This is a genomic window from Bradyrhizobium sp. BR 1433, assembly GCF_051547665.1.
GTDB lineage: Bacteria > Pseudomonadota > Alphaproteobacteria > Rhizobiales > Xanthobacteraceae > Bradyrhizobium > Bradyrhizobium australafricanum.
The window spans coordinates 1715283-1736991 of the sequence record NZ_JBPUGG010000001.1; the positions used below are offsets into that span (position 1 = coordinate 1715283).

The 21709-nt window shown below is 64.6% G+C and carries 18 protein-coding genes and 4 pseudogenes; 11 read left to right on the top strand and 11 right to left on the bottom strand.

The genetic code is table 11. The features are described 5' to 3' along the window. Positions 1-2 precede the first annotated feature (2 nt). Entirely contained in the window at positions 3-1043 is a 1041-nt protein-coding gene (locus tag ACSKB9_RS08685; protein ID WP_438072562.1) for an agmatine deiminase family protein, read from the bottom strand. Further along, complete coding sequence (locus tag ACSKB9_RS08690) at positions 1040-1612, bottom strand: cytochrome b (protein WP_438072563.1); 573 nt, start codon at positions 1610-1612, stop codon at positions 1040-1042. Before ACSKB9_RS08690 ends, ACSKB9_RS08685 begins: the two co-directional genes overlap by 4 nt. A 184-nt stretch (positions 1613-1796) precedes the next feature. On the opposite strand from ACSKB9_RS08690, the gene murI reads away from it, so the two are divergent. The 6 genes from murI (at position 1797) to ACSKB9_RS08720 (ending at position 7074) form a co-directional block, all read left to right on the top strand. Next, positions 1797-2594: a glutamate racemase gene (murI, locus tag ACSKB9_RS08695; protein ID WP_438072565.1), complete on the top strand. Its 798-nt coding sequence runs from the start codon at positions 1797-1799 to the stop codon at positions 2592-2594. Between the two features lie 157 nt (positions 2595-2751). Further along, positions 2752-3528: an HpcH/HpaI aldolase family protein gene (locus ACSKB9_RS08700; protein ID WP_438072567.1), complete on the top strand. Its 777-nt coding sequence runs from the start codon at positions 2752-2754 to the stop codon at positions 3526-3528. A gap of 204 nt (positions 3529-3732) precedes the next feature. After that, positions 3733-4122: a cupin domain-containing protein gene (locus tag ACSKB9_RS08705; protein WP_168858981.1), complete on the top strand. Its 390-nt coding sequence runs from the start codon at positions 3733-3735 to the stop codon at positions 4120-4122. Positions 4123-4242: 120 nt separating this feature from the next. Beyond that, positions 4243-5028, top strand: a complete 786-nt coding sequence (locus tag ACSKB9_RS08710) for an acyltransferase (RefSeq protein ID WP_253607955.1) — start codon at positions 4243-4245, stop codon at positions 5026-5028. 268 nt (positions 5029-5296) lie between these two features. After that, the gene (gene rpsD, locus ACSKB9_RS08715; RefSeq protein ID WP_438072569.1) at positions 5297-5914 is read left to right on the top strand and encodes a 30S ribosomal protein S4; all 618 of its coding nucleotides are present in this window, start codon (positions 5297-5299) and stop codon (positions 5912-5914) included. A gap of 92 nt (positions 5915-6006) precedes the next feature. Continuing rightward, positions 6007-7074, top strand: a complete 1068-nt coding sequence (locus tag ACSKB9_RS08720; RefSeq protein ID WP_438072571.1) for a threonine aldolase family protein — start codon at positions 6007-6009, stop codon at positions 7072-7074. Between the two features lie 76 nt (positions 7075-7150). On the opposite strand, the gene ACSKB9_RS08725 is transcribed toward ACSKB9_RS08720, so the two are convergent. The 4 genes and pseudogenes from ACSKB9_RS08725 to grxD all read right to left on the bottom strand — a co-directional run bounded on the left by ACSKB9_RS08725 (position 7151) and on the right by grxD (position 10729). Beyond that, positions 7151-8413: a serine hydrolase domain-containing protein gene (locus ACSKB9_RS08725; protein ID WP_438072572.1), complete on the bottom strand. Its 1263-nt coding sequence runs from the start codon at positions 8411-8413 to the stop codon at positions 7151-7153. Positions 8414-8516: 103 nt separating this feature from the next. Continuing rightward, positions 8517-9800 (bottom strand): serine hydrolase domain-containing protein, encoded by a 1284-nt coding sequence (locus tag ACSKB9_RS08730; RefSeq protein WP_438080116.1) that lies wholly within the window; start codon positions 9798-9800, stop codon positions 8517-8519. 141 nt (positions 9801-9941) lie between these two features. Next, positions 9942-10484, bottom strand: a pseudogene (locus ACSKB9_RS08735) (O-acetyl-ADP-ribose deacetylase); the annotation flags it as partial. Beyond that, complete coding sequence (grxD, locus tag ACSKB9_RS08740) at positions 10397-10729, bottom strand: Grx4 family monothiol glutaredoxin (RefSeq protein WP_016843475.1); 333 nt, start codon at positions 10727-10729, stop codon at positions 10397-10399. The pseudogene ACSKB9_RS08735 and the gene grxD, both read right to left, overlap by 88 nt. A 291-nt stretch (positions 10730-11020) precedes the next feature. On the opposite strand from grxD, the gene egtB reads away from it, so the two are divergent. The 3 genes and pseudogenes from egtB to ACSKB9_RS08755 all read left to right on the top strand — a co-directional run bounded on the left by egtB (position 11021) and on the right by ACSKB9_RS08755 (position 13720). Next, on the top strand, positions 11021-12274 hold the full coding sequence (gene egtB / locus ACSKB9_RS08745; RefSeq protein WP_438072575.1) for an ergothioneine biosynthesis protein EgtB: 1254 nt from the start codon (positions 11021-11023) through the stop codon (positions 12272-12274). Between the two features lie 53 nt (positions 12275-12327). Next, positions 12328-13297 (top strand): annotated as a pseudogene (gene egtD, locus ACSKB9_RS08750) (L-histidine N(alpha)-methyltransferase). A 27-nt stretch (positions 13298-13324) separates the two neighbouring features. Further along, positions 13325-13720 carry a DUF4345 domain-containing protein gene (locus tag ACSKB9_RS08755; protein ID WP_438072577.1) on the top strand — a complete coding sequence of 132 codons (396 nt, stop codon included), beginning with the start codon at positions 13325-13327 and terminating at the stop codon, positions 13718-13720. On the opposite strand, the pseudogene ACSKB9_RS08760 reads toward ACSKB9_RS08755, so the two are convergent. Further along, positions 13681-14909: pseudogene (locus tag ACSKB9_RS08760) on the bottom strand (low temperature requirement protein A). The gene ACSKB9_RS08755 and the pseudogene ACSKB9_RS08760 sit on opposite strands and share 40 nt — an antisense overlap. A 33-nt stretch (positions 14910-14942) precedes the next feature. Further along, a complete protein-coding gene (locus ACSKB9_RS08765; protein ID WP_016843470.1) occupies positions 14943-15179 on the bottom strand; it encodes a BolA family protein in 237 nt (78 codons plus the stop codon). A 187-nt stretch (positions 15180-15366) separates the two neighbouring features. Here ACSKB9_RS08765 and ACSKB9_RS08770 point away from each other — a divergent pair. Beyond that, positions 15367-15725, top strand: a pseudogene (locus ACSKB9_RS08770) (DUF427 domain-containing protein). A gap of 128 nt (positions 15726-15853) precedes the next feature. On the opposite strand, the gene ACSKB9_RS08775 reads toward ACSKB9_RS08770, so the two are convergent. Beyond that, entirely contained in the window at positions 15854-16027 is a 174-nt protein-coding gene (locus ACSKB9_RS08775; RefSeq protein WP_024582607.1) for a DUF1328 domain-containing protein, read from the bottom strand. Between the two features lie 187 nt (positions 16028-16214). Here ACSKB9_RS08775 and ACSKB9_RS08780 point away from each other — a divergent pair, with 187 nt between their 5' ends. Further along, positions 16215-17399, top strand: a complete 1185-nt coding sequence (locus tag ACSKB9_RS08780; protein WP_310881207.1) for an acyltransferase family protein — start codon at positions 16215-16217, stop codon at positions 17397-17399. Position 17400: 1 nt separating this feature from the next. On the opposite strand, the gene ACSKB9_RS08785 is transcribed toward ACSKB9_RS08780, so the two are convergent. Next, entirely contained in the window at positions 17401-20481 is a 3081-nt protein-coding gene (locus tag ACSKB9_RS08785; protein WP_438072580.1) for an efflux RND transporter permease subunit, read from the bottom strand. A 33-nt stretch (positions 20482-20514) separates the two neighbouring features. Next, positions 20515-21630, bottom strand: coding sequence for an efflux RND transporter periplasmic adaptor subunit (locus ACSKB9_RS08790; protein ID WP_438072582.1), 1116 nt, complete (start codon positions 21628-21630; stop codon positions 20515-20517). Between the last annotated feature and the right edge of the window lie 79 nt (positions 21631-21709).

Consider the following 21709-nt stretch of genomic DNA (forward strand, 5'->3'; position numbering starts at 1 on the left):
TTTCACAAGCGCGGCTGCTGCTGCGTCACGCAGTGGATGCCGCCGCCACCGGCGGCGATGCCGTCGATGTCGAGCTGGATGATTTCCCGGTCCGGGTACAGGTCGCGCAGCTTGTCGCGCGCGTTGCGGTCCGCCGCCGCATCACCGAATTCCGGCGCGATCACGGCACCGTTGCAGACATAGAAGTTGATGTAGCCGGCGGCGAAGCCGTCGTCGTTTCCGTACTTTGGACGGACCGTCGACGGTCCCTGCAACTCCACGACCTTCAGGTGTCGACCTCTTGCGTCTGTCGACTTGCGCAGGATTGCCAGGTGTTCTCTCGTCACCTCGTAATCGTCGAACGACGTATCCATCTCCAGGCCCGCGACAACGACGCCCGGGCTGGTGAAGCGCGCGTAGAAATCGGTATGGCCGTCGGTAATGTCGTCTTTGTTGTGACAGCCGGGTAGCCAGATGATCTTCTGCAGCCCGAGCAGGCGGAAGAGTTCAGCCTCGCATTCATCCTTCGTCAAACCAGGATTGCGATTGTCGTTGAGAACACAGCTTTTGGTGATGATCGCTGTCCCCTCGCCGTCGACTTCGATGCCGCCGCCCTCCAGCTTCGGGCCGGCCTTGATGAACTCAGCTTGCGCAAGCTCGGCCACACGTTCCGCGATCTTGGCATCATGCGCATGCCTTTGCTTCCCGCCCCAGCCGTTGAAGTTGAAGCCGACGGCTCCGAGTTGCCCTGACGGGTTCGTTACAAAGACCGGTCCGGTGTCCCTGATCCAGATGTCGTCGAGCGGTTGAACAACGAGGTTCACCCGAGGGCCGCATAGCCGCGCGGCAATATCGTAGTCTTCCTTGCGCACCAGCATGTTCACGGGCTCATGAGCCGCGATCTCCTTCGCGACCAGGGCGAGGTTTTCCCTGACCACCGGAAGCAGCCGCTGCTTGCGCCAGATCTTAGTGTCGTGCGCGAACGCCATCCAGGTGGCGACATGCAAAGCGCTCTCGTCCGGCATCCGCCAGCGGCGGCCAGCGTCCGGTGCGGAGTTTCTCATGTGGACAAACCGGCTTGGTCCGCCGCGCCCGTCCCCACCATCCGGGCGGCGACACGGTCGCGCTTGACGAAGTGGTGGAAGGCGACCGCGGCGAGGTGCAGCACGATCAGCGCCAGCAGCACATAGGCGAAGAAGATGTGGCGATCCTCATAGGCATCCGCCGCCGCCTTGTCGGGCGAGGTGATCTGGGGAATGTGAAACAGGCCGAAGAAGTTCGAATAATCCTGGGCGCGGGCGCCGGAATGCGCCCAGCCCAGCATCGCAACCAGGATGGTGACGGCGTAGAGCGCGCCGTGGCTGACCCGGGCGGCGATCCGCTGCCAGGAGGGCATCTCGGCCGGCAGCGCCGGCGTCGGGTTGACGCCGCGCCAGACCAGCCGCAGCACGGTGAGCAGCAGCACCAGGTAGCCGATATCGGCGTGGATCGAGCGGTAGAAGAACTTGTCCGCCCGCGCCGGGACGTGGTTCATCCACCAGCCATAGGCCAGCATGCCGATGATGGCGATGCCGAGCACCCAGTGGAACGCGCGGGCGAGCGAGCCCCAGCTCGCGGCGGTATTGCGGATCATGTCGCGTGGCCCCCTTGCGGCCGCATTTTTGGATTTCACACGTCGCAGCAATAGTTTGCCGTGATACTTGCAGCTATCGGTCAAGGCCATGTGAAATTCCCGGCTTCACCGCCTTTTGTCGGCCGAAGCGGCCGGATAGCCAAAAACAACTGAATGGTAACCCTGCTTCGGATAGAGTTTTCGCGTGTCCACTCCCCCGACCATCCTTGTGTTCGATTCCGGTCTCGGCGGCCTCACCGTGCTGCGCGAGATCGTCCGCGCCCGGCCCGACGCGCATTACGTCTATGTCGCCGACGACGCCTTCTTCCCCTATGGCCATCACGGCGAGGACGAGATCATCGCCCGCGTGGTGCCGCTGGTCGGTGAGCTGATCGCGGCCCACGCGCCCGACCTCGTCGTGATCGCCTGCAATACGGCGTCCACGCTGGTCATGGCGCATTTGCGCGACGCCTATCCTTTGCCCTTCGTCGGCACCGTGCCGGCGATCAAGCCGGCCTGCGCCTCGTCGAAAACGAAGCGCGTGTCGGTGCTCGGCACAAGGGGCACCGTGAAGCGCGAATATACCCGCAAGCTGATCTCGGACTTTGCGCAGGGCTGCGAGGTGACGCTGGTCGGCTCCGGCGAGCTCGCCTCGCTGGCGGAGGCCGCCCTCAGCGGCGCGAGCGTGCGTGACGAGGATATCGCGGCCGAGCTCGCGCCCTGCTTCGTCGGCGATGGCGCCCACGATCCCGCCCGCACCGACACCGTCGTGCTCGCCTGCACGCATTATCCGCTGCTGCTGGAACGCCTCAGGAGGCTCGCGCCCTGGCCGGTCGACTGGATCGATCCGGCGCCGGCGATCGCACGCCGCGTCGCCGACCTGCTCGGCCCTGCCGGCCACGAGAGCGACCAGGCCGGCGCCGAGATGATCTTCACCTCGAAGCGCCCGCACGCGCTGACGGAAGCCTTGACGCCATTCTTCGGCGGCCGCGTCCCGGCCTGATCCTTTTCGCCGTCACAACGCCGCTTGAGCGCGATGAGATTGGGTTGAATCATCATCGCGCTCTAGCTTTTGTTGGAGCATGATCTTTTCGGAAATCCGCTTCACACTTTTCCGGATCATGCTTTAGCCTCAGCTCTCCTTCGAGGGAGGACCGAATTTGACCGCAGCCCCACTGACACCGCTCAACCGCCTGCGCAAGCAGTGGCGCGACAAGCGCCCGACCTTCGGCGCGATCGCGACCATTCCGAGCATCCAGACCGTGCAGATCATGGCGCAGTCGTTGGACTGGATCATCGTCGATCTCGAACACGGTCCGATCGATCTCGGCACCGCCCATGCGATGATCGTGGCGACCTCGGGCACGCCCTGCGTGCCGATGGTGCGGATCGCCGCCAACGAGCCGCATCTCGCCAAGGCACCGATGGACATCGGCGCGCTCGGCATCAATTTTCCGATGATCTGCAACGCAAGCGATGCGGTGAAGGCGGTGCGCAGCGTGCGCTATCCGCCGCAAGGCGACCGGCTCTGGGGACCGTTCCATGCGCCGTTCCGCTGGGGCGTCTCGATGAACGACTATATGGCGACCGCTGACGACGACATGATCTGCATGATCACGATCGAGCACGTCGATGCCGTCAACCGCATCGACGAGATCATGGCGACACCGGGCATCGACCTCGCGGTGATTGGTCCCGGCGATCTCGCCACCTCGATCAACAAGCGCGGTCTGCCCGACGATCCCGAAGTGGTCGCGCTGATGCAGCGCGCCGAACAAGGCATCATGAAGAGCGGCGTGCCGATCGGCGGCGTCGCGCGCACCGCCGAACAGGCCAATGCGATGATCGACCGCGGCTACCTCGCGCTCGCACTCGGCTTCGACTGGTCGCTGTTCCAGCGCGGCATCGCGGCTGCGTATGCGGGGATCAAGCGGTAGGCGTCAAACGCGGCCGCCGCGACGGAGTGAACGATGCGTGTCGCCGATACAGCTCGTTCGCCTGAGTAGCTCATGAATAAGCGGCACAAACCCGCGCTGTTCGATGAACGGACTAATCCCAACGTCGCAAGTGCACATCACATATCGCCCGCTTTCCGCCGCGATTCCGCGCTGCTAGAGTTTTGCGGGTTGGGAGGAAAATCCATGTTCAGGAAATTACTGCTTGGTCTCACTGTGATTGCCCTTGCCGGTGCCGGCGCTGCTTTGGCGCAGCAGAGCGGCATCAAGCGGACGCCGCTGCAGAAGGTTGATTTTCCGCCGGGCTACAACACGGTCACCGCGATCGCCGAGGTTCCGGCCGGGGGTGCGTCGGGGCGTCACACCCATCCCGGCGCTGAAACCGGCTATGTGCTCGAAGGCGAGCTCGAGCTTCTGATCGACGGCAAGCCGCCGCTGAAGCTGAAGGCGGGCGATTCCTACCAGATCCCGGAAGGCGCGGTGCACGACGCCAAGACGTCCGGCGACCAGCCGCTCAAGGTGCTCGGCGTCTATGTGGTCAAGGCCGGCGAGCCGTTGGCAAAACCAGCGCCGTGAGCAGAAACCCCTTGGTCTCCGACCAGTTGGTTCATCTGAGCTTCAGGTGCGGCGAGCAACCATTTGAGCTCGCCGGGCCTTTGATTTTTTGCCTGTTTGCTAAGGAACTGAACCGAACGGATGCGCGGTAAATTTCGTCAAATTTCATTGCCGCGCCGTCTCGTCGCCGATCTGATGCATGCATCGGCCGGCGTGCCGCTGGTCTCCCTGAAGCGCACCCTGAACGTGCGGGCAATCGTCGAGGCTCGTGCACGTGCGGCGCAGGCACCGGGCTGGGCCGCCATCTTCGTCAAGGCATTCGCGCTGGTCGCCAGGACCGAGCCAACCTTGCGCACGCTGCACGTCAAATGGCCCTGGCCTTGCCTCTACGAGTTGCCGCGCAGCGTCGGCATGGTGGCGATTGCGCGCGTCGAGAAGGGCGAGGACTGCGTGCTGTTCGAGCGCGTCTGTGCCGCCGACGAGATGCCGCTCGCCGAGGTCGACGCGCTGATCCGCCGCGCCAAGACCGCGCCGCTGCACGAAATCCCCTCGTTCCGCAAAATGCTCTGCGTGACCCGCCTGCCGCTTCCGCTGCGCCGCTTGGCGTGGGCGATCGGGATGAATTTTGGCCGGCAGCGCGCCAATTTCTGCGGCAGCTTTGGCGTGACCTCGGTCGCGGCCTATGGCCCCGGCGAATTGCACGCGCTGAGCCCCGGGCCATTCCTGTTGAGCTATGGCGTGATCAGGCCGGACCACACCGTCGACGTGGTGGTGCGCTGGGACCATCTGGTCTGCGACGCCGCCCTGATCGCGCAGACCTTGATCCGCCTCGAGCAGGTGCTGGGCGGCGAAATCGCCGCCGAACTGGGCGCGGGCCGGCCGCAAGCCGATGCCCGGCTGGTCCGGGCGGCCGGAAGCCGCCTCTGACGGACGAAATTGGCCAATTTTGACGCCGATTCGGCCCAAAATGCCCTGCGTTTTGTTTGACAGAACCGGAGTTTCTCCTTAAGACCACCTTGCTCGCGGGCCGGTTTCGGCCCGCGATGCGTTTCGCGACCCGTGGTCCTCCCCGAGCTTTCGAGGCGGACCTGTCGGTACAGGCCTTTTGGCCGGTACACAGGAGGGCGCGTCTCCTCAAACCCTAGACTGACAAAACGCCGGGCGCTGGGTGCGACGGCTGTACAAAGAGGACGCGATGACAAAGCGCAGTGAGGCGAAGTACAAGATCGATCGCCGCATGGGCCAGAATATCTGGGGCCGCCCGAAGAGCCCCGTGAACCGCCGCGAATACGGCCCCGGCCAGCACGGCCAGCGCCGCAAGGGCAAGCTCTCCGACTTCGGCGTGCAGCTGCGCGCCAAGCAGAAGCTCAAGGGCTACTACGCCAACATTTCCGAGCGCCAGTTCCACGGCATCTATGTCGAAGCCAGCCGCCTGAAGGGCGACACCGGCGAGAACCTGATCGGGCTCCTGGAGCGCCGTCTCGACACCGTGGTCTACCGCGCCAAGTTCGTCTCCACGATGTTCGCCGCGCGCCAGTTCATCAACCACGGCCACATCAAGGTGAACGGCCGCAAGGTCAACATCGGCAGCTACAAGCTGAAGGTCGGCGACCTCATCGAGGTCAAGGAATCCTCCAAGCAGCTCACGCCGGTGCTGGAAGCGGCCCAGCTCCCTGAGCGTGACGTCCCCGACTTCATCGAGGTCGATCACTCCAAGATGACCGCGACGTTCGCGCGCACCCCCGGCCTCTCGGACGTGCCGTTCCCGGTGCAGATCGAGCCGCATCTGATCGTCGAATTCTATTCGCGCTGATCACTGCAGCATTGCGATATCCGAAAGGCCCCGGTTTTGCCGGGGCCTTTTTGTTTGGCTAAAGTCAGGGCATATCGACCGAGAGAGACATCATGCACTACACCCCTGCCCGGCCGGATCCCAAGGCCCCGCCCGTCCGCATCAACCTTCTGTCCGATACGCAGACCAGGCCGACGCCGGCGATGCGCGAGGCGATGGCGAAGGCGGAGGTCGGCGACGAGCAGGTCGGCGACGATCCGACCACCAATGAGCTCTGCGCCCGCGTCGCCGATCTGCTCGGCAAGGACGCCGCCGTGTTCATGCCGTCGGGCACGATGTGCAACGTCGCGGCGACGCTGGCCTATTGCCGCCCCGGCGACGAGATTTTGGCGCATGCGACCGCGCATATCATTGCGCGCGAGGGCGGCGCCCATGCCGCGCTCGGCGGTTTCCAGATCACGCAGCTGCCGGGCGATGACGGCCAGTTCACGCCTGAGACCTTCCAGGCCGCGCTGCATCCGCGCACCCGCTACCAGCCGCCGCAGGTGCTCGTCAGCGTCGAGCAGACCGCCAATATCGGTGGCGGCACGATCTGGAAGAAGGCGGTGCTCGACGAGGTCGTGCGCATCGCCAAGGCCCACGGCCTTGTCACCCACATGGACGGCGCGCGGCTGCTCAATGCGACCGTGGCGTCCGGCATCTCGCCGCGCGACATGACGGCAGGCTGGGATTCCGCCTGGATCGATTTCTCCAAGGGCCTCGGCGCACCGATCGGCGGCGTGATCGCCGGCACCCGCGCCTTCATCGACGATGTCTGGCGCTGGAAGCAGCGGCTCGGCGGCTCGATGCGGCAGTCCGGCGTCTGCGCCGCCGCCTGCATCCATGCGCTCGATCACCATGTCGACCGCCTCGCCGACGACCACGCCAAAGCGCGGGCGCTGGCGCGCGGCCTGTCGCAGATCAACGGCATCGCGGTGCAGGCGCCGGAAACCAACCTCGTCTTCTTCAAGCCCGACGGCGCCGGCGTCTCAGGCGACAAGATGGTCGCCGAGCTGCGCAAGCGCGGCGTGACCCTGGCGATGATGGACGGCCGGATCAGGGCCTGCACGCATCTCGATGTCACCGCGGCGATGATCGAGGAAGCGGTCGGACACGTCAGGGACATCGTGCGCGCGGCGTAGTCTTGTAGCTCTGAGGAGCCAACGGGTCGCGCGAACGCGCGCCCCGTTCGCTTGATCCGGGCTTCGAAGCTGAATTCTACCGTCCCATCGCCTGGTAGATCAGGGTCTTGAGCTCCTGCTGGATCCGGCCGCGCTGCGACGGCGTCTGCACCATGAAGATCCCGAACAGGTCGTCCGCGGGATCGATGAAGAAGAAGGTGCCGCCGACGCCGTCCCAGCGATACTCGCCCAGCGGCCAGTCTGTGTTCGCCGGCACCGAAGTGCGGACCGCGAAGCCGAGGCCGAAGCCGGAGTTCGGACCGGGATAGTAGTTCTGGTCGCGCACGACGCCGGTCTCCGGACCGATATGGTCCCTCGCCATCAGCGCGATGGTCTCCGGCTTCAGATAGCGCCTGCCCTCATAGCTGCCGCCGTTCAGCAGCATCTGCGAGAAGCGCGCATAGTCGCCGATGGTGCCGACCATGCCGCCGCCGCCGGATTCCCATCGCAGCGGCTTGCGCGGATTGCGGACGTCGGCGACCGGACTGATGGTGCGATCCTTCGGCATCGGCTCGGCGATCAGCGGCCATTTCGCCCGGTCGGCGACATAGAACGCGGTCTCGTTCATCCCGAGCGGGCCGAGCAGCCGCTCCTTCTCGACCTGAAACAGCGATTTCCCCGTGATCACCTCGATGATGCGGCCGAGCACGTCGGTGGAATGGCCGTAATCCCATTGCGTGCCGGGTTGTTCGGCGAGTGGCAGCGACGTGAGCCGCGCCACGAATTCGGCATTGTCGGGATCGTTGTTGAACAGGCCGGCATCGGCGTAGGTCTTGTTCACGATACCACCGCCGTAATAGCCGTAAGGCAGGCCGGCGGTGTGGCGCATCAGGTCTTCGATGGTGATGGGGCGCCTCAGCGGCTCCAGCGTCATCGCCATCTTGCCCTCATCGCCGCGCTTTTCCACCCCGACCTTCATGTCGGCAAAGGCCGGGATATATTTCGACACCGGATCGCCGAGCGCGAGCTTGCCTTCCTCGACCAGCATCATCGCGATGACCGTGGTGATCGGCTTCGACATCGAATAGAGGCGGAAGATGGTATCCGCGCTCATCGAGAGCTCGGTGGCGACGTCGCGAACCCCGAACTTCTCGTAGTAGACCGGCTTGCCATGCTGCTGCAGCAGCAGGATCGCGCCCGGGATCTTTCCGGTCGCGACCTCGTTCCTGACATAGTCGGAGACCCTGGCGAGGCCCTCCGCCGAGAAGCTATGCGCGGCCGGCCCCGCGGAGCCGGCCTTCGCAATCGTTGCGACCAACGCGAACGCGAGTGACGCGACGAACGCGCGGCCCCCACGCATGCAAGCGCATGAGCCGATCCGCCTGAATCGGATCATGCCGTCATTCCCTTCTTTTCAACGCGCTGCTTCACGCGAACCGGTATCCACTTCGCTCGAAACCGCTCTAGTTTTCCATGGCTTCATAGACGAGCTGCTTCAGCGTCCGCTGGATGCGCTGACGCTGGGTCGGCGTCTGCTCCAGCAGAACGAAGAAGAAGTCCTGCTTGCGGTCGATGACATAATAGCAGCCGCTGGCGCCGTCCCATTTCAGCTCGCCGAGATCGCCGGGCGGTGGTGGCTTCGCAGTGCCGGGATCGGTGCGCACCGCGATCCCAAGCCCGAAGCCGAAGCCGTCGCCGGGGAAGTAGAAAAAGTCGCGCTCGACGCCGGAGCCCGGTCCGACGCGGTCGGTCGTCAGCTCCTTGAACGTCTCGGGCTTCAGGATGGTCTTGCCGTCGAGGGTGCCGCCATTGAGCAGCATCTGCGCGAAGCGCGAATAATCCGCCATGGTCGAGACCATGCCGCCGCTGGCGGACTCCCATTTCTTGACCTTGGTCGGATCGTTGACCCGGCCGACCCGGAAGTCGCTGTCGTTCGGCATCGGCTCGGCCATCAGCTTCTGCTTCTCGGGATCGGTGACGAAGAAGCCGGTGTCCTTCATGCCGAGCGGGTCGAGCAGCCTTTCGTGCTCGATCGCCGAGAGCTTCTCGCCGGTGGCCACCTCCATCACGCGCGCCAGAATGTCGGTGGAATGGCCGTATTGCCAGAGCGCGCCGGGCTGGTTGTGCAGCGGCAGCTTGGCGATCCGCTCGGCGAATTCGGCGAGATCGAAATCTCCGCCGTAGATATTGGCTTCCTTGTAGGCCTTGCGGACCAGACTGTCGCCATAGAAGCCGTAAGTGATACCCGACGTATGCGTCATCAGATCGAGGATCGTGATCGGCCGCTTTGGCGGCACCAGCTCGAGCGTCTTGGTGCCGTCCTCGGCCTTCTTCTCGACGCCGACCTTGACGTTGGCAAAGGACGGGATGTACTTCGAGACGGGATCGTCGAGCTTGTATTTCCCCTCCTGCAGCAGCTGCATTGAGACGACGGCGGTGATCGACTTGGACATCGAAGCCAGCCGGAAGATGGTCTTGTCCGTGATCGGCACCTTGCTGACAACGTCCTGCACGCCGAAGGCCTCGTGATAGACCGGCTTGCCGTGCTGCTGGATCAGCACGATGGCGCCGGGAATCTTCCCGGTCGCGACCTCGTTCTTGAAGAATTCGCTGATCTTGGCGAGCTTGTCGCGGTTGAAATGCGCACCCGCCGGAATCTCGTAGGTGCCCTCGGTGTGCGGGTACGCCGGCGCCGCCAGCACCACCGCGGCGGCCGCGGCCGCGCACGTCAAACGAAATGAATGCATTTGGATTATCCCTCCCCGGAAATCACGGGGAAGTGTAGCGGCGGTATCATCAGGCACAAGGGCTGCCAAAGGCCCCGCGACCTTCTGATGAAGCTCGCCGCTTTGTGCGGAAAAGCAGCAAAAGATCACCTGCGCGAGGCCGGGTGCGGCGGCCAGGGCATCGACGACGGCCTTGACCGCGATGTCGGCGGCGCGATCCGGCGGGAAGTGATAGACGCCGGTCGAGATGGCGGGAAATGCGATGGAGCCCAGCTGATTGGCGTGGCACAGCTCGATGCCGCGGCGATAGCAGGATGCGAGCAGCGCATCCTCGTTTTGAATGCCGCCGTGCCAGATCGGGCCGACGGCGTGGATCACGTGCTTCGCCGGGAGCCGATAGCCTTTGGTGATCTTGGCATCGCCGGTCTTGCAGCCGTACAGGGTGCGGCACTCAGCGAGCAGCTCGGGGCCCGCGGCACGATGGATCGCACCGTCAACGCCGCCACCGCCGAGCAGCGATGAATTGGCCGCGTTGACGATGGCGTCAACGCGCAGGGTCGTGATGTCGGTAACGATGACTTCGAGCCGCGCCTTGCCGATCTGGCGCGCCGTCAAGGTCAGGCAGCCACGTCGACCGGGATGCCCTTGTCGGCAAACAGTTGCTGCAATTCGCCGGCCTGGAACATCTCGCGGATGATGTCGCAACCGCCGACGAACTCGCCCTTCACATAGAGCTGCGGAATCGTCGGCCAGTTCGAATAGACCTTGATGCCGTTGCGCAGCTCGGCGGATTCGAGAACGTTGAGGCCTTTGTAGCCGACGCCGATGTGGTCGAGGATCTGCACGACCTGACCGGAAAACCCGCACTGCGGGAATTGCGGCGTGCCCTTCATGAACAGCACGACGTCGTTCGACTTCACTTCGTTGTCGATGAATTGCTCGATGCTCATTTTCGCTTCCTTCGGGGGCGGCGCTCTCAGGCCTTGACGGGCCGGCCCACCCTTCTAACCCGTGACTGACTATATATGTAGCTCAAACCATTGTGCATCCAAAGCAAAATGGCGGAAATCTGGCATGCACCGGGCGCTGCGGGCGCCCAAAATGGGCCGGGATTATCTGACGGCCCCAATATCATCGCGGGGGAGGCTTTTTTCCCGTAACGGAGCCCCTATCTAGGACGAACTGTCCGTTGGGAACCAGTTTGCCGAAGCAACGTTCTCTCCATTGAATCGGAGACCCCTGTGACGAAACCAGCCTCTGCCGCGGCCGCCCTTCCCGCCGTCCCCCCGTCACTGTCCTCCGAATCCGGCCCGCTCGCCCAGCGCTTGGTGGACGCCTATCGCGCCGTCCGCGACGAGACCGAACGGCGGGCCGCACCGCTGTCGCCCGAAGACCAGCTGATCCAGTCGATGCCGGACGCGAGCCCAGCCAAATGGCACCGCGCCCATACCACCTGGTTCTTCGAGCAGTTCCTGCTCGGCGAGCACGTCAAGGGCTACACGCCATTCCATCCGGACTACGCATATCTGTTCAATTCCTATTACGTCACCGCCGGTCCGCGGCACGCCCGCCACCAGCGCGGCCATTTGACCCGCCCGACCGCCGACGAAGTCACCGCCTACCGCCGCCATGTCGACGCCGAGGTGGTGAAATTCTTCCAGACTGCCGGTGCCGACACGCTCGAGGCGCTGGTGCCGCTGGTCGAGGTCGGCCTCAATCACGAGCAGCAGCATCAGGAGCTGATGTACACCGACATCCTGCATGCCTTCGCGCAGAACCCGATCCCGCCGGCCTACGATCCGGCGTGGCGCTTCCCGGCGTCGCAGCACGGGGTTGAGGAATGGGTGACGCTCAACGAAGGTATCCACACCGTCGGCCACGGCGACGACAGCTTCCATTTCGACAATGAGAAGCCCGCGCATCGCGCCTTGGTCGGCCCGGTCAAGCTCGCGAAGAACCTCGTCACCAATGCCGACTGGCTCGCCTTCATGAAGGACGGCGGCTATTCCACCGCCACGCTGTGGCTGATGGATGGCTTTGGCACCGTGAGCAGCGAGGGCTGGCAGGCACCCGGCCATTGGCGCGAGATCGACGGCGAATGGAGGATCATGACGCTGGGCGGCCTGCAGCCGATCGATCCGTCCGCGCCGGTTTGCCACGTCAGCTATTACGAGGCCGACGCCTTCGCCCGATGGGCCGGCAAGCACCTGCCGACCGAGATGGAATGGGAGGTCGCCGCGCGCGCCGGCCTGCTCAACGACGCCTACGGCATCGTCTGGCAATGGACCCGCAGCTCCTATTCGCCCTACCCGGGCTACCGCGCGATCGAAGGCGCGCTCGGTGAGTACAACGGCAAGTTCATGGTCAACCAGCTCGTGCTGCGCGGCTCGTCGCTGGCGACGCCTTCAGGTCACAGCCGCGTCACCTATCGCAACTTCTTCTATCCACACCATCGCTGGCAATTCACGGGGTTACGCCTCGCAGACTATGCCTGATTGAGTCCTGTCGACATCAATAACGCGTCGGTAAGCGCGTTCGGGAGAGTATCATGAATGTGCATGCCGCCGCTTTGGCCAAAGCGTATCCATTCGACGAAGCGACATCGGTGTTTGCCGGCGACGTGATTGGCGATCTCGCCCGTCACCCGAAGCGGCTGTCGCCGAAATATTTCTACGACGCCACCGGCTCCGAGCTGTTCGAGCAGATCACGGTGCTGCCGGAATATTATCCGACGCGCACCGAGCTTGGCATCCTGCGCGACCGCGGCGACGAGATCGCCGCGATCATCCCTGACGGCGCGGCGCTGGTCGAGTTCGGCGCCGGCGCGACCACCAAGGTGCGCCTGCTGCTCGAGCATTGCGAATTCGCAGCCTATGTGCCGGTCGATATCTCAGGCGATTTCCTGAAAGCCCAGGCCGAACGGTCTGCAGAAGGATTTCCCCAGCCTCGGCATCTACCCCGTCGCGGCCGATTTCACCACGCCGTTCACGCTGCCCGAGGCCGTCGCCACGATGCCGAAGGTCGGCTTCTTTCCCGGCTCGACGCTCGGCAATTTCGAGCCGAGCGAGGCCTTGGCCTTCCTGCGAAGCGCGCGAAAAATCCTCGGCCACGGCGCGCAGATGATCATCGGCGTCGACCTCGAGAAGGACGAGCGCGTGCTGTACGACGCCTATAACGACGCGGCCGGCGTCACCGCGCGGTTCAACCTCAATGTGCTGGTTCGCATCAACCGCGAGCTCGGCGGCAATTTCGATCTGTCGGGCTTCACGCACCGCTCGATCTACAACCGCGACCGCCATCGCATCGAGATGCACCTGATCAGTCGCAAGGCGCAGACCGTGCGCATCCTCGGCAACACCTTTGCTTTCCGTCCGGGCGAGAGCATCCACACCGAGAACAGCTACAAATACTCGCTCGAGCGCTTCACCGCGCTCGCCCGCAGCGCGGGCTGGACGGTGCGCGAAAGCTGGACCGACGCCAACACGATGTTCTCGGTGCACGCGCTGGTCGCGGACTAGCGCCCAAACCAAGAGACGGGGCAAATCATGGGCAGGCGTTCGCTGCAGATCGCGACGGCGTTGCTCGCCCTGGTCCCGATCCTGACCGGCATCATCACCATGCTGGGTGTCAATGATCCGCTCTACGCCGCCGCGGGCGTTCCGGCACTGCCGGTGCTCGACAGCAATCTGCGCTTCTTCGGCGGGGTCTGGCTCGGTCTCGGCCTCACGCTGCTCTGGCTGGTGCCGCGGATCGAAAGCGAGAGCGTGCTGTTTCGGGTGGTCTGGGGCGGCATCTTCCTCGGCGGCATCGGCAGGCTGCTGTCGATGCTGATGGTCGGCTCGCCGCCGCTGCCCTTCGTGGGCTTCACCGCGCTCGAAGTAATCGGCGCACCGCTGTTCGTCTATTGGCAGCACCTGGTAGCAAAGGCCGCCCGCAAGTAGCGGCGGCCGCTATTCCTCTTCCCCGTCGACCGCAGCGAGATCGACTCCCATGCCGCGACCACGATCATGATCGCGGTGGTGACGAGCGAGAGCACCAGCGGCGACATCTCGCGGGCGAAATAGGCCGTGATCGCCAGCGCGACGATGCCGACGCCGTGCGACAGCTGGAGGAAGTTGCGGATCACATATTTGAACAGGATGGTCCCGACCAGGAACAGCATGGGCCCGCCGACCGAGCTGACGATCGTGTTCAGATCGGAATGACCGGACGGGTGCTTCAGCACCAGTTCGTCGGCCACCGCGGTGAGGATGATGCCGCCGACGATCGGCATGTGCAGGTAGGTATAGGCGATCCGCGCCACGCGGCCGGATTCCTCCGACTTGGAGATCATGTCCGAGCCGGCCTCGGCGCCCTTGTGGAAATAGATCCACCACATCGCGATGCTGCCGACCAGCGCCGAGATGAACGCGGTGACATTCTCCGGCGTCCAGGTCAGCTCGGCAAAGGTCGCGCCATCGACCACGATGGCCTCGCCGAGCGCAATGATGATGAAGCCGGCGCAGCGCTCGGCCATGTGGCCACCCTCGACCGACCACGCCTCGATCGAGGAAAAGCCGAGCCCAGGGGTCCAGAATCGCGCGGCCGGCGCGATATATTCGATGGTCAGCGCCGCAATCCAGAGCCACATCCGCGTCTCATGTTCGGCGAATCCGCCGAGGATCCACAGCACGGCCGAGCAGGACAGCCAGGTCAGGATGCGGATGGCGTTGTGGCGCACCGCCGTCCGGCGCCGCGGCGTCGCCAGCAGCCAGAACGCGGTGCGGCCGACCTGCATTGCCGCATAGGTCCCGGCAAACCACAGCCCGCGGCCCTCGAAGGCGGTCGGTATGGAGGTCGACAGCAACAGCCCGCCCAGCATCAGCACGAACAGCAGCAGGCGGACCGGCGTCAGGTCGGGATTGAGCCAGTTGGTGACCCAGGTGGTGTAGACCCACACCCACCACACCGCGAGGAACAGCAGCGTGACCTGCACCGCCCCAGCGGGGTGAAGTGGTGCAGCAGCGTATGCGACAGCTGCGTGACGGCGAAGACGAAGACGAGGTCGAAGAACAGCTCGGCATTGGTGACGCGGCTGTGCTGGTTCGGCACGATGACGCGAAACATCGCGCCACGCGGATTGTCCACCATCGCTCGAGGCCCCCGCCCGCAGCTTTGCCGGGCCTAGCCTTCCGGCACGCCGGTCTGCAGGGCCAGCGCGTGCAGCACGCCGCCCATCTGGCCCTTCAGCGACTGGTAGACGATCTGGTGCTGCTGGACGCGGGACTTGCCGCGGAAGGACTCGGAAATAACAGTGGCGGCGTAGTGGTCGCCGTCGCCGGCCAGATCGCGGATCGTCACCTCGGCATCGGGAATCGCTGCCTTGATCATCGATTCGATATCACGGGCGTCCATCGGCATCCCAGTCCACCTCCGTCAGGTCGTTCGAATCAGGGCCAGATCGGCCAGATAAATCTAAGGATAAAACCTAGCCCTTGGGGTCTACTAGGTCATCCCGGGCACACTATATTCCCATTCCCAGCGATTTAAACCTGCATCAATCGGTCACAAGCCATCACACCGAAATGACCAGAAGAGGCGCAGAATCATGAAGCTCCCCGGCCCCGATCATCCCATTACGATCACGCCCAATGCCAAGCGCGTCCGCGTCACCGCCGACGGCGTCCTGATCGCCGAGACCACGCATGCGCTGACCTTGAAGGAAGCGAGCTATCCGGCCGTGCAATACGTCCCCGACAGGACGCCAACATGGAGCTGTTGACCCGCACCGAGCGGACCACGCATTGCCCGTACAAGGGGGACGCGAGCTACTTCAGCATCAAGGCCAACGGCAAGACGCTGGACAACGCGATCTGGACCTATGAGGAGCCCTTCCCGGCGATGACAGAGATCGCCGGCCACCTCGCCTTCTATCCGGACAAGGTGAAGATCGAGGAAGTCGCCTAGGGGATCGTCGCCTGCCGCAAGCGCCGGGCCCCGCCCGGCCTTTGGTCGCGCGCTGACCCAGCCTGCAAACCGGCAATGCCCGGGCGAGGCCCGGGCATGACGTCGGGAGCGCTTGGCCCCGATCCCGGCTATACCCTGAATATCGTGAGCCCGAGGATCAGGAGCACCAGGAAGATCACGACGAACACATAGAACAGAAAGCGCGCGATGTCGGCGGAGGCGGCGGAAATGCCGGTGAAGCCGAGCAAGCCCGCGATGATCGACACGACAAGGAAGATCAGCGCCCATTTCAGAATTGTCATTGCCCGCTCCTCATAGCCGCGCGTGTCCGCCAGGTCGGACGAGAACGCCCGCACCCGACCGCAGTTCCAAAGACGAAACAGCTTCGCCGAGATGACCGACCTCGATACTCCCCCATCCGGCCGATTGGGCCTTGCTGAATCAGGTTCCCGACTGCAACATCAGGGTGCAGACCCGGCTGGTGGCACCATGAAATCGATTGCTCACGCGGCTCCGGCCGTCGACATCCAGGCAGCACCGAAGCTCCACAAGCGCAATGTCGCGCTGGACCGCGCGCGCACCTTCCTGACCCTGGTCGTGCTGCTGCATCACGCGGTGATCCCCTACACCTATTTCGGGCACACCGACCCGACATCGTGGATCGGCTTCGACTGCGTGGTGCTCGCCACCGACAGCTTCTTCATGGCGATGTTCTTCTTCCTGTCGGGGCTGTTCGTCTGGCCGGGGCTCGGCAACAAGCCATGGCTGATCTTCCTGCGCGACCGGCTGCTGCGGCTCGGCCTGCCGTTCGTGATCTGCGCTGTCACGGTCATTCCGATCGCCTATTACGCGATCGCGCTGCGTGCGACGCCGGGGCTGAGCTTCTCCGAATTCTGGTGGAGAACCATGACGATCGGGCCGTGGCCAAGCGGCCCGATCTGGTTCGTCTATGTCCTGATGGCCTTCGACCTCACGGCGAGCCTTCTGTACCGGGTGTCGCCGCGTCTGCTCGATCCGATCAACCGCCTGTCGATCAAGGGATTTCAACGTCCCTCAAAGTTCTGGCTGTTCCTCGTCATCGTCAGTGTCGCCGCCTACCTGCCGATGCTGGTCCATTACGGCCAGAACTACTGGTTCGAGTTCGGACCGTTTTCGGTGCAGGCGAGCCGCGTGCTGCTGTATGCGTCCTATTTCTTCATCGGCGCGGGAATCGGAGCGGCAAACCTCGAGGGCGGCGTGCTCAGCGCGCACGGACGGCTGACCGAGCGCCGCTGGTTCTGGACCGGCATTACGCTGATCCCGTACTGTTTGATGTGGGTGATGATCTACATCAAGCGCATGATCATCGGAAATCCCGATCCGCTGCCTGGCTGGTATCTCGGGATCTACGGTACCTTCTATGTGCTGTTCAGCGCCTCGATCCTGTTCGCGATCCTGGCCTACTTCCTGCAATCGAAATCGTCGGGCCCGACGCTGCTCGACCGTATGCAGGGCGACGCCTACGGCATGTTCCTGGTGCACTATCCGATCGTGCTGTGGCTGCAGTACTGGCTGTTCGATATGGATCTGCCTGCCTTCGCCAAGGCCGCGATCGCGTTCTTCGCCACCGTGGCGCTGAGCTGGGCGGTCACGGCCGTGTTGCGCAAGATTCCAGGCTCGAGATACGTGCTTTAGACTACGCCGCGATCTCGCCCCTCGCCGCCACGCTTTCTAGCCGCGGGGCGGCCGCCGCGCGATGGTCGCGGGCGATCAGGATGTAGAAGGTCGGCAGCACGAACAGCGTGAACAGCGTGCCGATCAGCATGCCCATCACCACGACGATGCCGATCGCGAAGCGGCTCGCCGCGCCGGCGCCGTCGGCATAGAGCAGCGGCGCAAGGCCCGCGACCATCGCGGCTGTCGTCATCAGCACCGGCCGCATCCGCACCGCGGCCGCCTTCTGGATCGCGGCGACCCGGTCGAGCCCTTCATGGTGCTGGATCTCGTTGGCGAAGCTCACCATCAGGATGCCGTGCTTGGAGATCAGCCCGATCAGCGTGACGAGGCCGATCTGGGTATAGATGTTCAGCGTGGTGAAGCCGAAATACAGCGGCAGCAGCGCGCCGCAGACCGCGAGCGGCACCGTGACCATGATCACCAGCGGATCGCGGAAACTTTCGAACTGCGCCGCCAGCACCAGGAAGATCACGATCAGCGCCATGCCGAAGGTGACGATGAGGCGGTTGCCCTCCTGGACATATTGCCGGCTGTCCGACAGCCAGTCGACGGTCATGCCCGGCGACAGCTTTTGCGCCTGCATGAACGACACCGCCTGCCCCATGGTGACGCCGGGCTTCAACACCGCCGAGATCGTCGCCGCGTTCATCTGATTGAACTGCGGCAGCCGGTTCGGCTCCGGCTTGACGTTGACCTTGATCACCGTCGACAGCGGAAACATCTGCCCCGAGCTCGAGCGGACGTTGAAGTTTCCCAGCCCTTCCGGCGTGACCCGGTCGGCCTGGCGCACCTGCGGGATCACCTCATAGGAGCGTTCAAAGAAATTGAAGCGGTTGACATAGTTCTCGCCGACCAGCACCGCGAGGGTGTCGGCGATGGTCTGCATGCTGACCCCGGCCTCGGCTGCCTTGGCGTGATCGATGGTGATCCGTGCGGTCGGGCTGTCGAAGGCGAGATCGCTGTCGACGAAGGCAAACAGCCCGCTCTTCCATGCGGCCCCCTTCAGCGTTTCGACCTCCTGATAGATGGTGGCGAAATCGCCGGCCGAGCGCACCACCATCTGGAACGGCAGGCCGCCGGTCGCCGCCGGCAGCGCCGCTGGCTGGAACGGCGTCACGCTGGCGCCGAGCACGCCGTAGGACATGCCGTAGAGCTGGTTCTGGATGTCGTTGGCCGAACGCTTGCGCTTGTCCCAATCGGTCAGGGTGATGCCGCCGAAGGCATGGTTCTGCCCATCGGTACCGTTGATGAACCAGCTCGCGTGGTATTCGGGAAACGAGCGAAACAGCTGCTCGATCTGGTCGGAAGAGCGCGTGGTGTAGTCGACGCTGGCATATTGCGGCGCGCGGAGCACGGTGAACACATAGCCCTGGTCCTCGGAGGGCGCGAGCTCGCGCTGGCTGCCGAGGAACAGCACCACGATCGCCGCCAGCACGCCGAATGCCACCAGCAGCACCGCGGCGCGCATCTTGAGCGTCGCGGCCAGCAGCCGGCCATAGCCGCGCGACAGCCTTGAGAACTGATGCTCGACGAAACGGGCAAACCGGCCGTGCGAGATGGCTTCGCCGAGCAGCTGCGCGCTCATCATCGGCGACAAGGTCAGGGCGATGACGCCCGAGACCACCACCGAGCCCGCCAGCGTGAAGGCGAACTCGCGGAACAGGCTGCCGGTCAGGCCACCCATCAGGCCGATCGGCGCATAGACCGCGGCGAGCGTGATCGTCATCGCGATCACGGGACCGATGATCTCGCGCGCGCCGATCAGAGCGGCGTCGCCGGGGCTCCGTCCTTCCTCGATGTGGCGATGGATGTTTTCCACCACCACGATGGCGTCATCGACCACGAGCCCGATCGCCAGCACCATCGCGAGCAGGGTCAGCAGATTGATCGAGAAGCCGAGCGCCAGCATCATCGCGGCGGTGCCGACCAGCGACAGCGGCACGGTGACCACCGGGATCAGCACGGAGCGGAACGAGCCCAGGAACAGCAGGATCACCACCACCACGATCGCGATCGCCTCGGCCAGCGAATGCTGCACCTCCGATATCGAAGCCTTGACGAAGTGCACGATGTTGAAGACGTCGGCGACCTTCAAGCCGGGCGGCGCCACGCGGTTGAGGTCCTCGATCACCTTGGCGGTGGCGGCGACAATCTCCAGCGGGTTGCCGTCGGGGGTCGGCTGCACCGCGATGTAGACGGTGGGCCTGCCGCTGTCGCGTGCGTTGGAATCGTAGTTCTCGCCGCCGATCTCGAGGGTGGCGACGTCGCCGAGCCGCACCAGGCCTCCGCCGCCGGCGCCGGTCTTGATCACCATCTTGCGGAAATCGTCGAGATTGCGCAGATCGGTCGCCGCGGTGATGTTGGTGACGGTCATCTCGCCGCGCAGCCGCCCCGGCGCCGCCTGCACGTTGTTGGACCGCAGCGCGGCGGAGATATCGGCCGCGGTCAGCCCGCGAGCCGCGAGCTTGAACGGATCGATCCACACCCGCATCGCCAGCGACGATCCGCCCGAGGTGTCGGCCGACGCCACGCCGGGCACCGAGGTGAGCAGCGGCTGCGCCACGCGGGTGGCGAAGTCGGTGATCTGCGCCGGCGTCAGCGTGTCGCTGGTGAAGGCGATGTACTGCACCGCCGAGGCGCCGTCGGTGATCTTGGTGATGACAGGGTCGAACACGCCGGCCGGCATGCGGTACTTGACCTGCTGCACCTTGGCGAGCACCTCGGTCATGGCGCGGTCGGCATTGGCGTTGAGCACCAGCTTGGCCTTGATCTGGCTGAGGCCAAGCGTCGAGTTCGAGGTCATGTACTCGATGCCGTTGGCGGTCGCGATCGACTGCGCGATGACAGACGTGACGAAGCCCTGCATCACGTCCTGGGTCGCACCGGGGAACGAGACGTCGACCTGGATCGTCGCGCTCTCCATGTTGGGATATTGCCGCACCGGCAGCGAGACCATCGCTGCGGTGCCGATCAACAGGATCAGCAGGCTGACGACCGTCGCCAGAATCGGCCGGCGGATGAAGATGTCGGTGAAATGCATGATGCTTGCCTTTGGTCGCCTACCGCTCGCGGGTCAGCGCCCCTTCTCCGGCGTCTCCGCCATGGTCGTCTGGACGGCCGCGCCGGGCATGACGCGGAGCTGGCCCGCGGTGACGATGTGATCGCCGGGCGCAAGCCCCTGCTCCACCACGACACGCTCGCCGATCCGTTGCCCGGTCTTGACAGCGACGCCGACCGCCTTGTTGTCGCGCACGACCAGCACGCTCTCGCCGGATGCGCTGGTCTGGATCGCCGTGACCGGCACCACGATGGCGTCGGCCTGCGGCGGCAGCACGACGTTCACCATCACGAAGAGGCCCGGCCGCAGCAGCCGGTCGGGATTAGGAAACAGGGCTTGCACGAGGACATTGCGGGTGTCCTCGGCGACCTGCGGCTCGATGGCGTTGATCTTGGCCTCGAACACCCGATCGGGGAAAGCATCGGTACGGATCGTCACCGCGCCTCCCACCTTCAGATTTGACAGGCGCTGCTGCGGAACGGTGAAATTGGCATAGAGCTGGTCGAGCGCGGTCAGCGTCGCGAGCGCATCGCCGGCATTGACGTATTGGCCGAGATTGACCTTGCGCAGACCGATCTGGCCCGCGAACGGCGCGCGGATCGTCATCTGCGCGATCTGCGCATCGAGCTGATCGAGCGAGGCGTCGGCCTGCTTCAGATCCTCCTGCCGCTGCTGCAGCGTCTCCTGGGTCACGAAGCCGGACGGAGCGAGGCCCTGCGCACGCTTCTCCTGCAATTGCGCGAAACGTCCCTTGGAGACCGTAACCGCACGCGCGGCGCGCAGCGGCGCGTCATAGAGCTGCACCAGCGGCGCGCCCTCGGCGACATCGATGCCGGCATCGAAATTGATCGCGGTGACGCGGCCGGCAACCTCCGGCGCCAGAATCACCTGACGCACCGCCTGCAGCGAGCCGATCGCCTCGATCGACCGCGGCAGGGTTTCGGTCCGCACCACCATCGCCGCGACCGGCGTCGGCGGGGCTTCGGCGGTGGGCTTGGCCGAGGCGCTGGATCCGCCTGCGCGCCAGGCAAACAAGCCGGCCGCGGCACAGGCGAGCAACAGAACGGTGATGCCTAACGGCCTGGCACGAAGCCCGAGCCAGCGGCGCGACGAAAATGATGCGGACGGCATATTGCTTCCAAGAACGAACCCCGGCGTGTCGGCCGGAAGCTTGCCCCTGCAAGCCCGCAACTGATATAGAACCTCAGAG

Bases quoted from the DNA above. Each gene is read 5' to 3' on its own strand.
- ACSKB9_RS08775 (WP_024582607.1), bottom strand. From the start codon at position 16,027: ATGACAATTCTGAAATGGGCGCTGATCTTCCTTGTCGTGTCGATCATC.
- ACSKB9_RS08710 (WP_253607955.1), top strand. From the start codon at position 4,243: ATGCGCGGTAAATTTCGTCAAATTTCATTGCCGCGCCGTCTCGTCGCC.
- rpsD (WP_438072569.1), top strand. From the start codon at position 5,297: ATGACAAAGCGCAGTGAGGCGAAGTACAAGATCGATCGCCGCATGGGC.
- ACSKB9_RS08690 (WP_438072563.1), bottom strand. From the start codon at position 1,612: ATGATCCGCAATACCGCCGCGAGCTGGGGCTCGCTCGCCCGCGCGTTC.
- ACSKB9_RS08685 (WP_438072562.1), bottom strand. From the start codon at position 1,043: ATGAGAAACTCCGCACCGGACGCTGGCCGCCGCTGGCGGATGCCGGAC.
- ACSKB9_RS08780 (WP_310881207.1), top strand. From the start codon at position 16,215: ATGAAATCGATTGCTCACGCGGCTCCGGCCGTCGACATCCAGGCAGCA.
- ACSKB9_RS08765 (WP_016843470.1), bottom strand. From the start codon at position 15,179: ATGCCGATGGACGCCCGTGATATCGAATCGATGATCAAGGCAGCGATT.
- ACSKB9_RS08790 (WP_438072582.1), bottom strand. From the start codon at position 21,630: ATGCCGTCCGCATCATTTTCGTCGCGCCGCTGGCTCGGGCTTCGTGCC.
- ACSKB9_RS08730 (WP_438080116.1), bottom strand. From the start codon at position 9,800: ATGCATTCATTTCGTTTGACGTGCGCGGCCGCGGCCGCCGCGGTGGTG.
- ACSKB9_RS08785 (WP_438072580.1), bottom strand. From the start codon at position 20,481: ATGCATTTCACCGACATCTTCATCCGCCGGCCGATTCTGGCGACGGTC.
- ACSKB9_RS08720 (WP_438072571.1), top strand. From the start codon at position 6,007: ATGCACTACACCCCTGCCCGGCCGGATCCCAAGGCCCCGCCCGTCCGC.
- ACSKB9_RS08705 (WP_168858981.1), top strand. From the start codon at position 3,733: ATGTTCAGGAAATTACTGCTTGGTCTCACTGTGATTGCCCTTGCCGGT.
- ACSKB9_RS08755 (WP_438072577.1), top strand. From the start codon at position 13,325: ATGGGCAGGCGTTCGCTGCAGATCGCGACGGCGTTGCTCGCCCTGGTC.
- grxD (WP_016843475.1), bottom strand. From the start codon at position 10,729: ATGAGCATCGAGCAATTCATCGACAACGAAGTGAAGTCGAACGACGTC.
- ACSKB9_RS08725 (WP_438072572.1), bottom strand. From the start codon at position 8,413: ATGCGTGGGGGCCGCGCGTTCGTCGCGTCACTCGCGTTCGCGTTGGTC.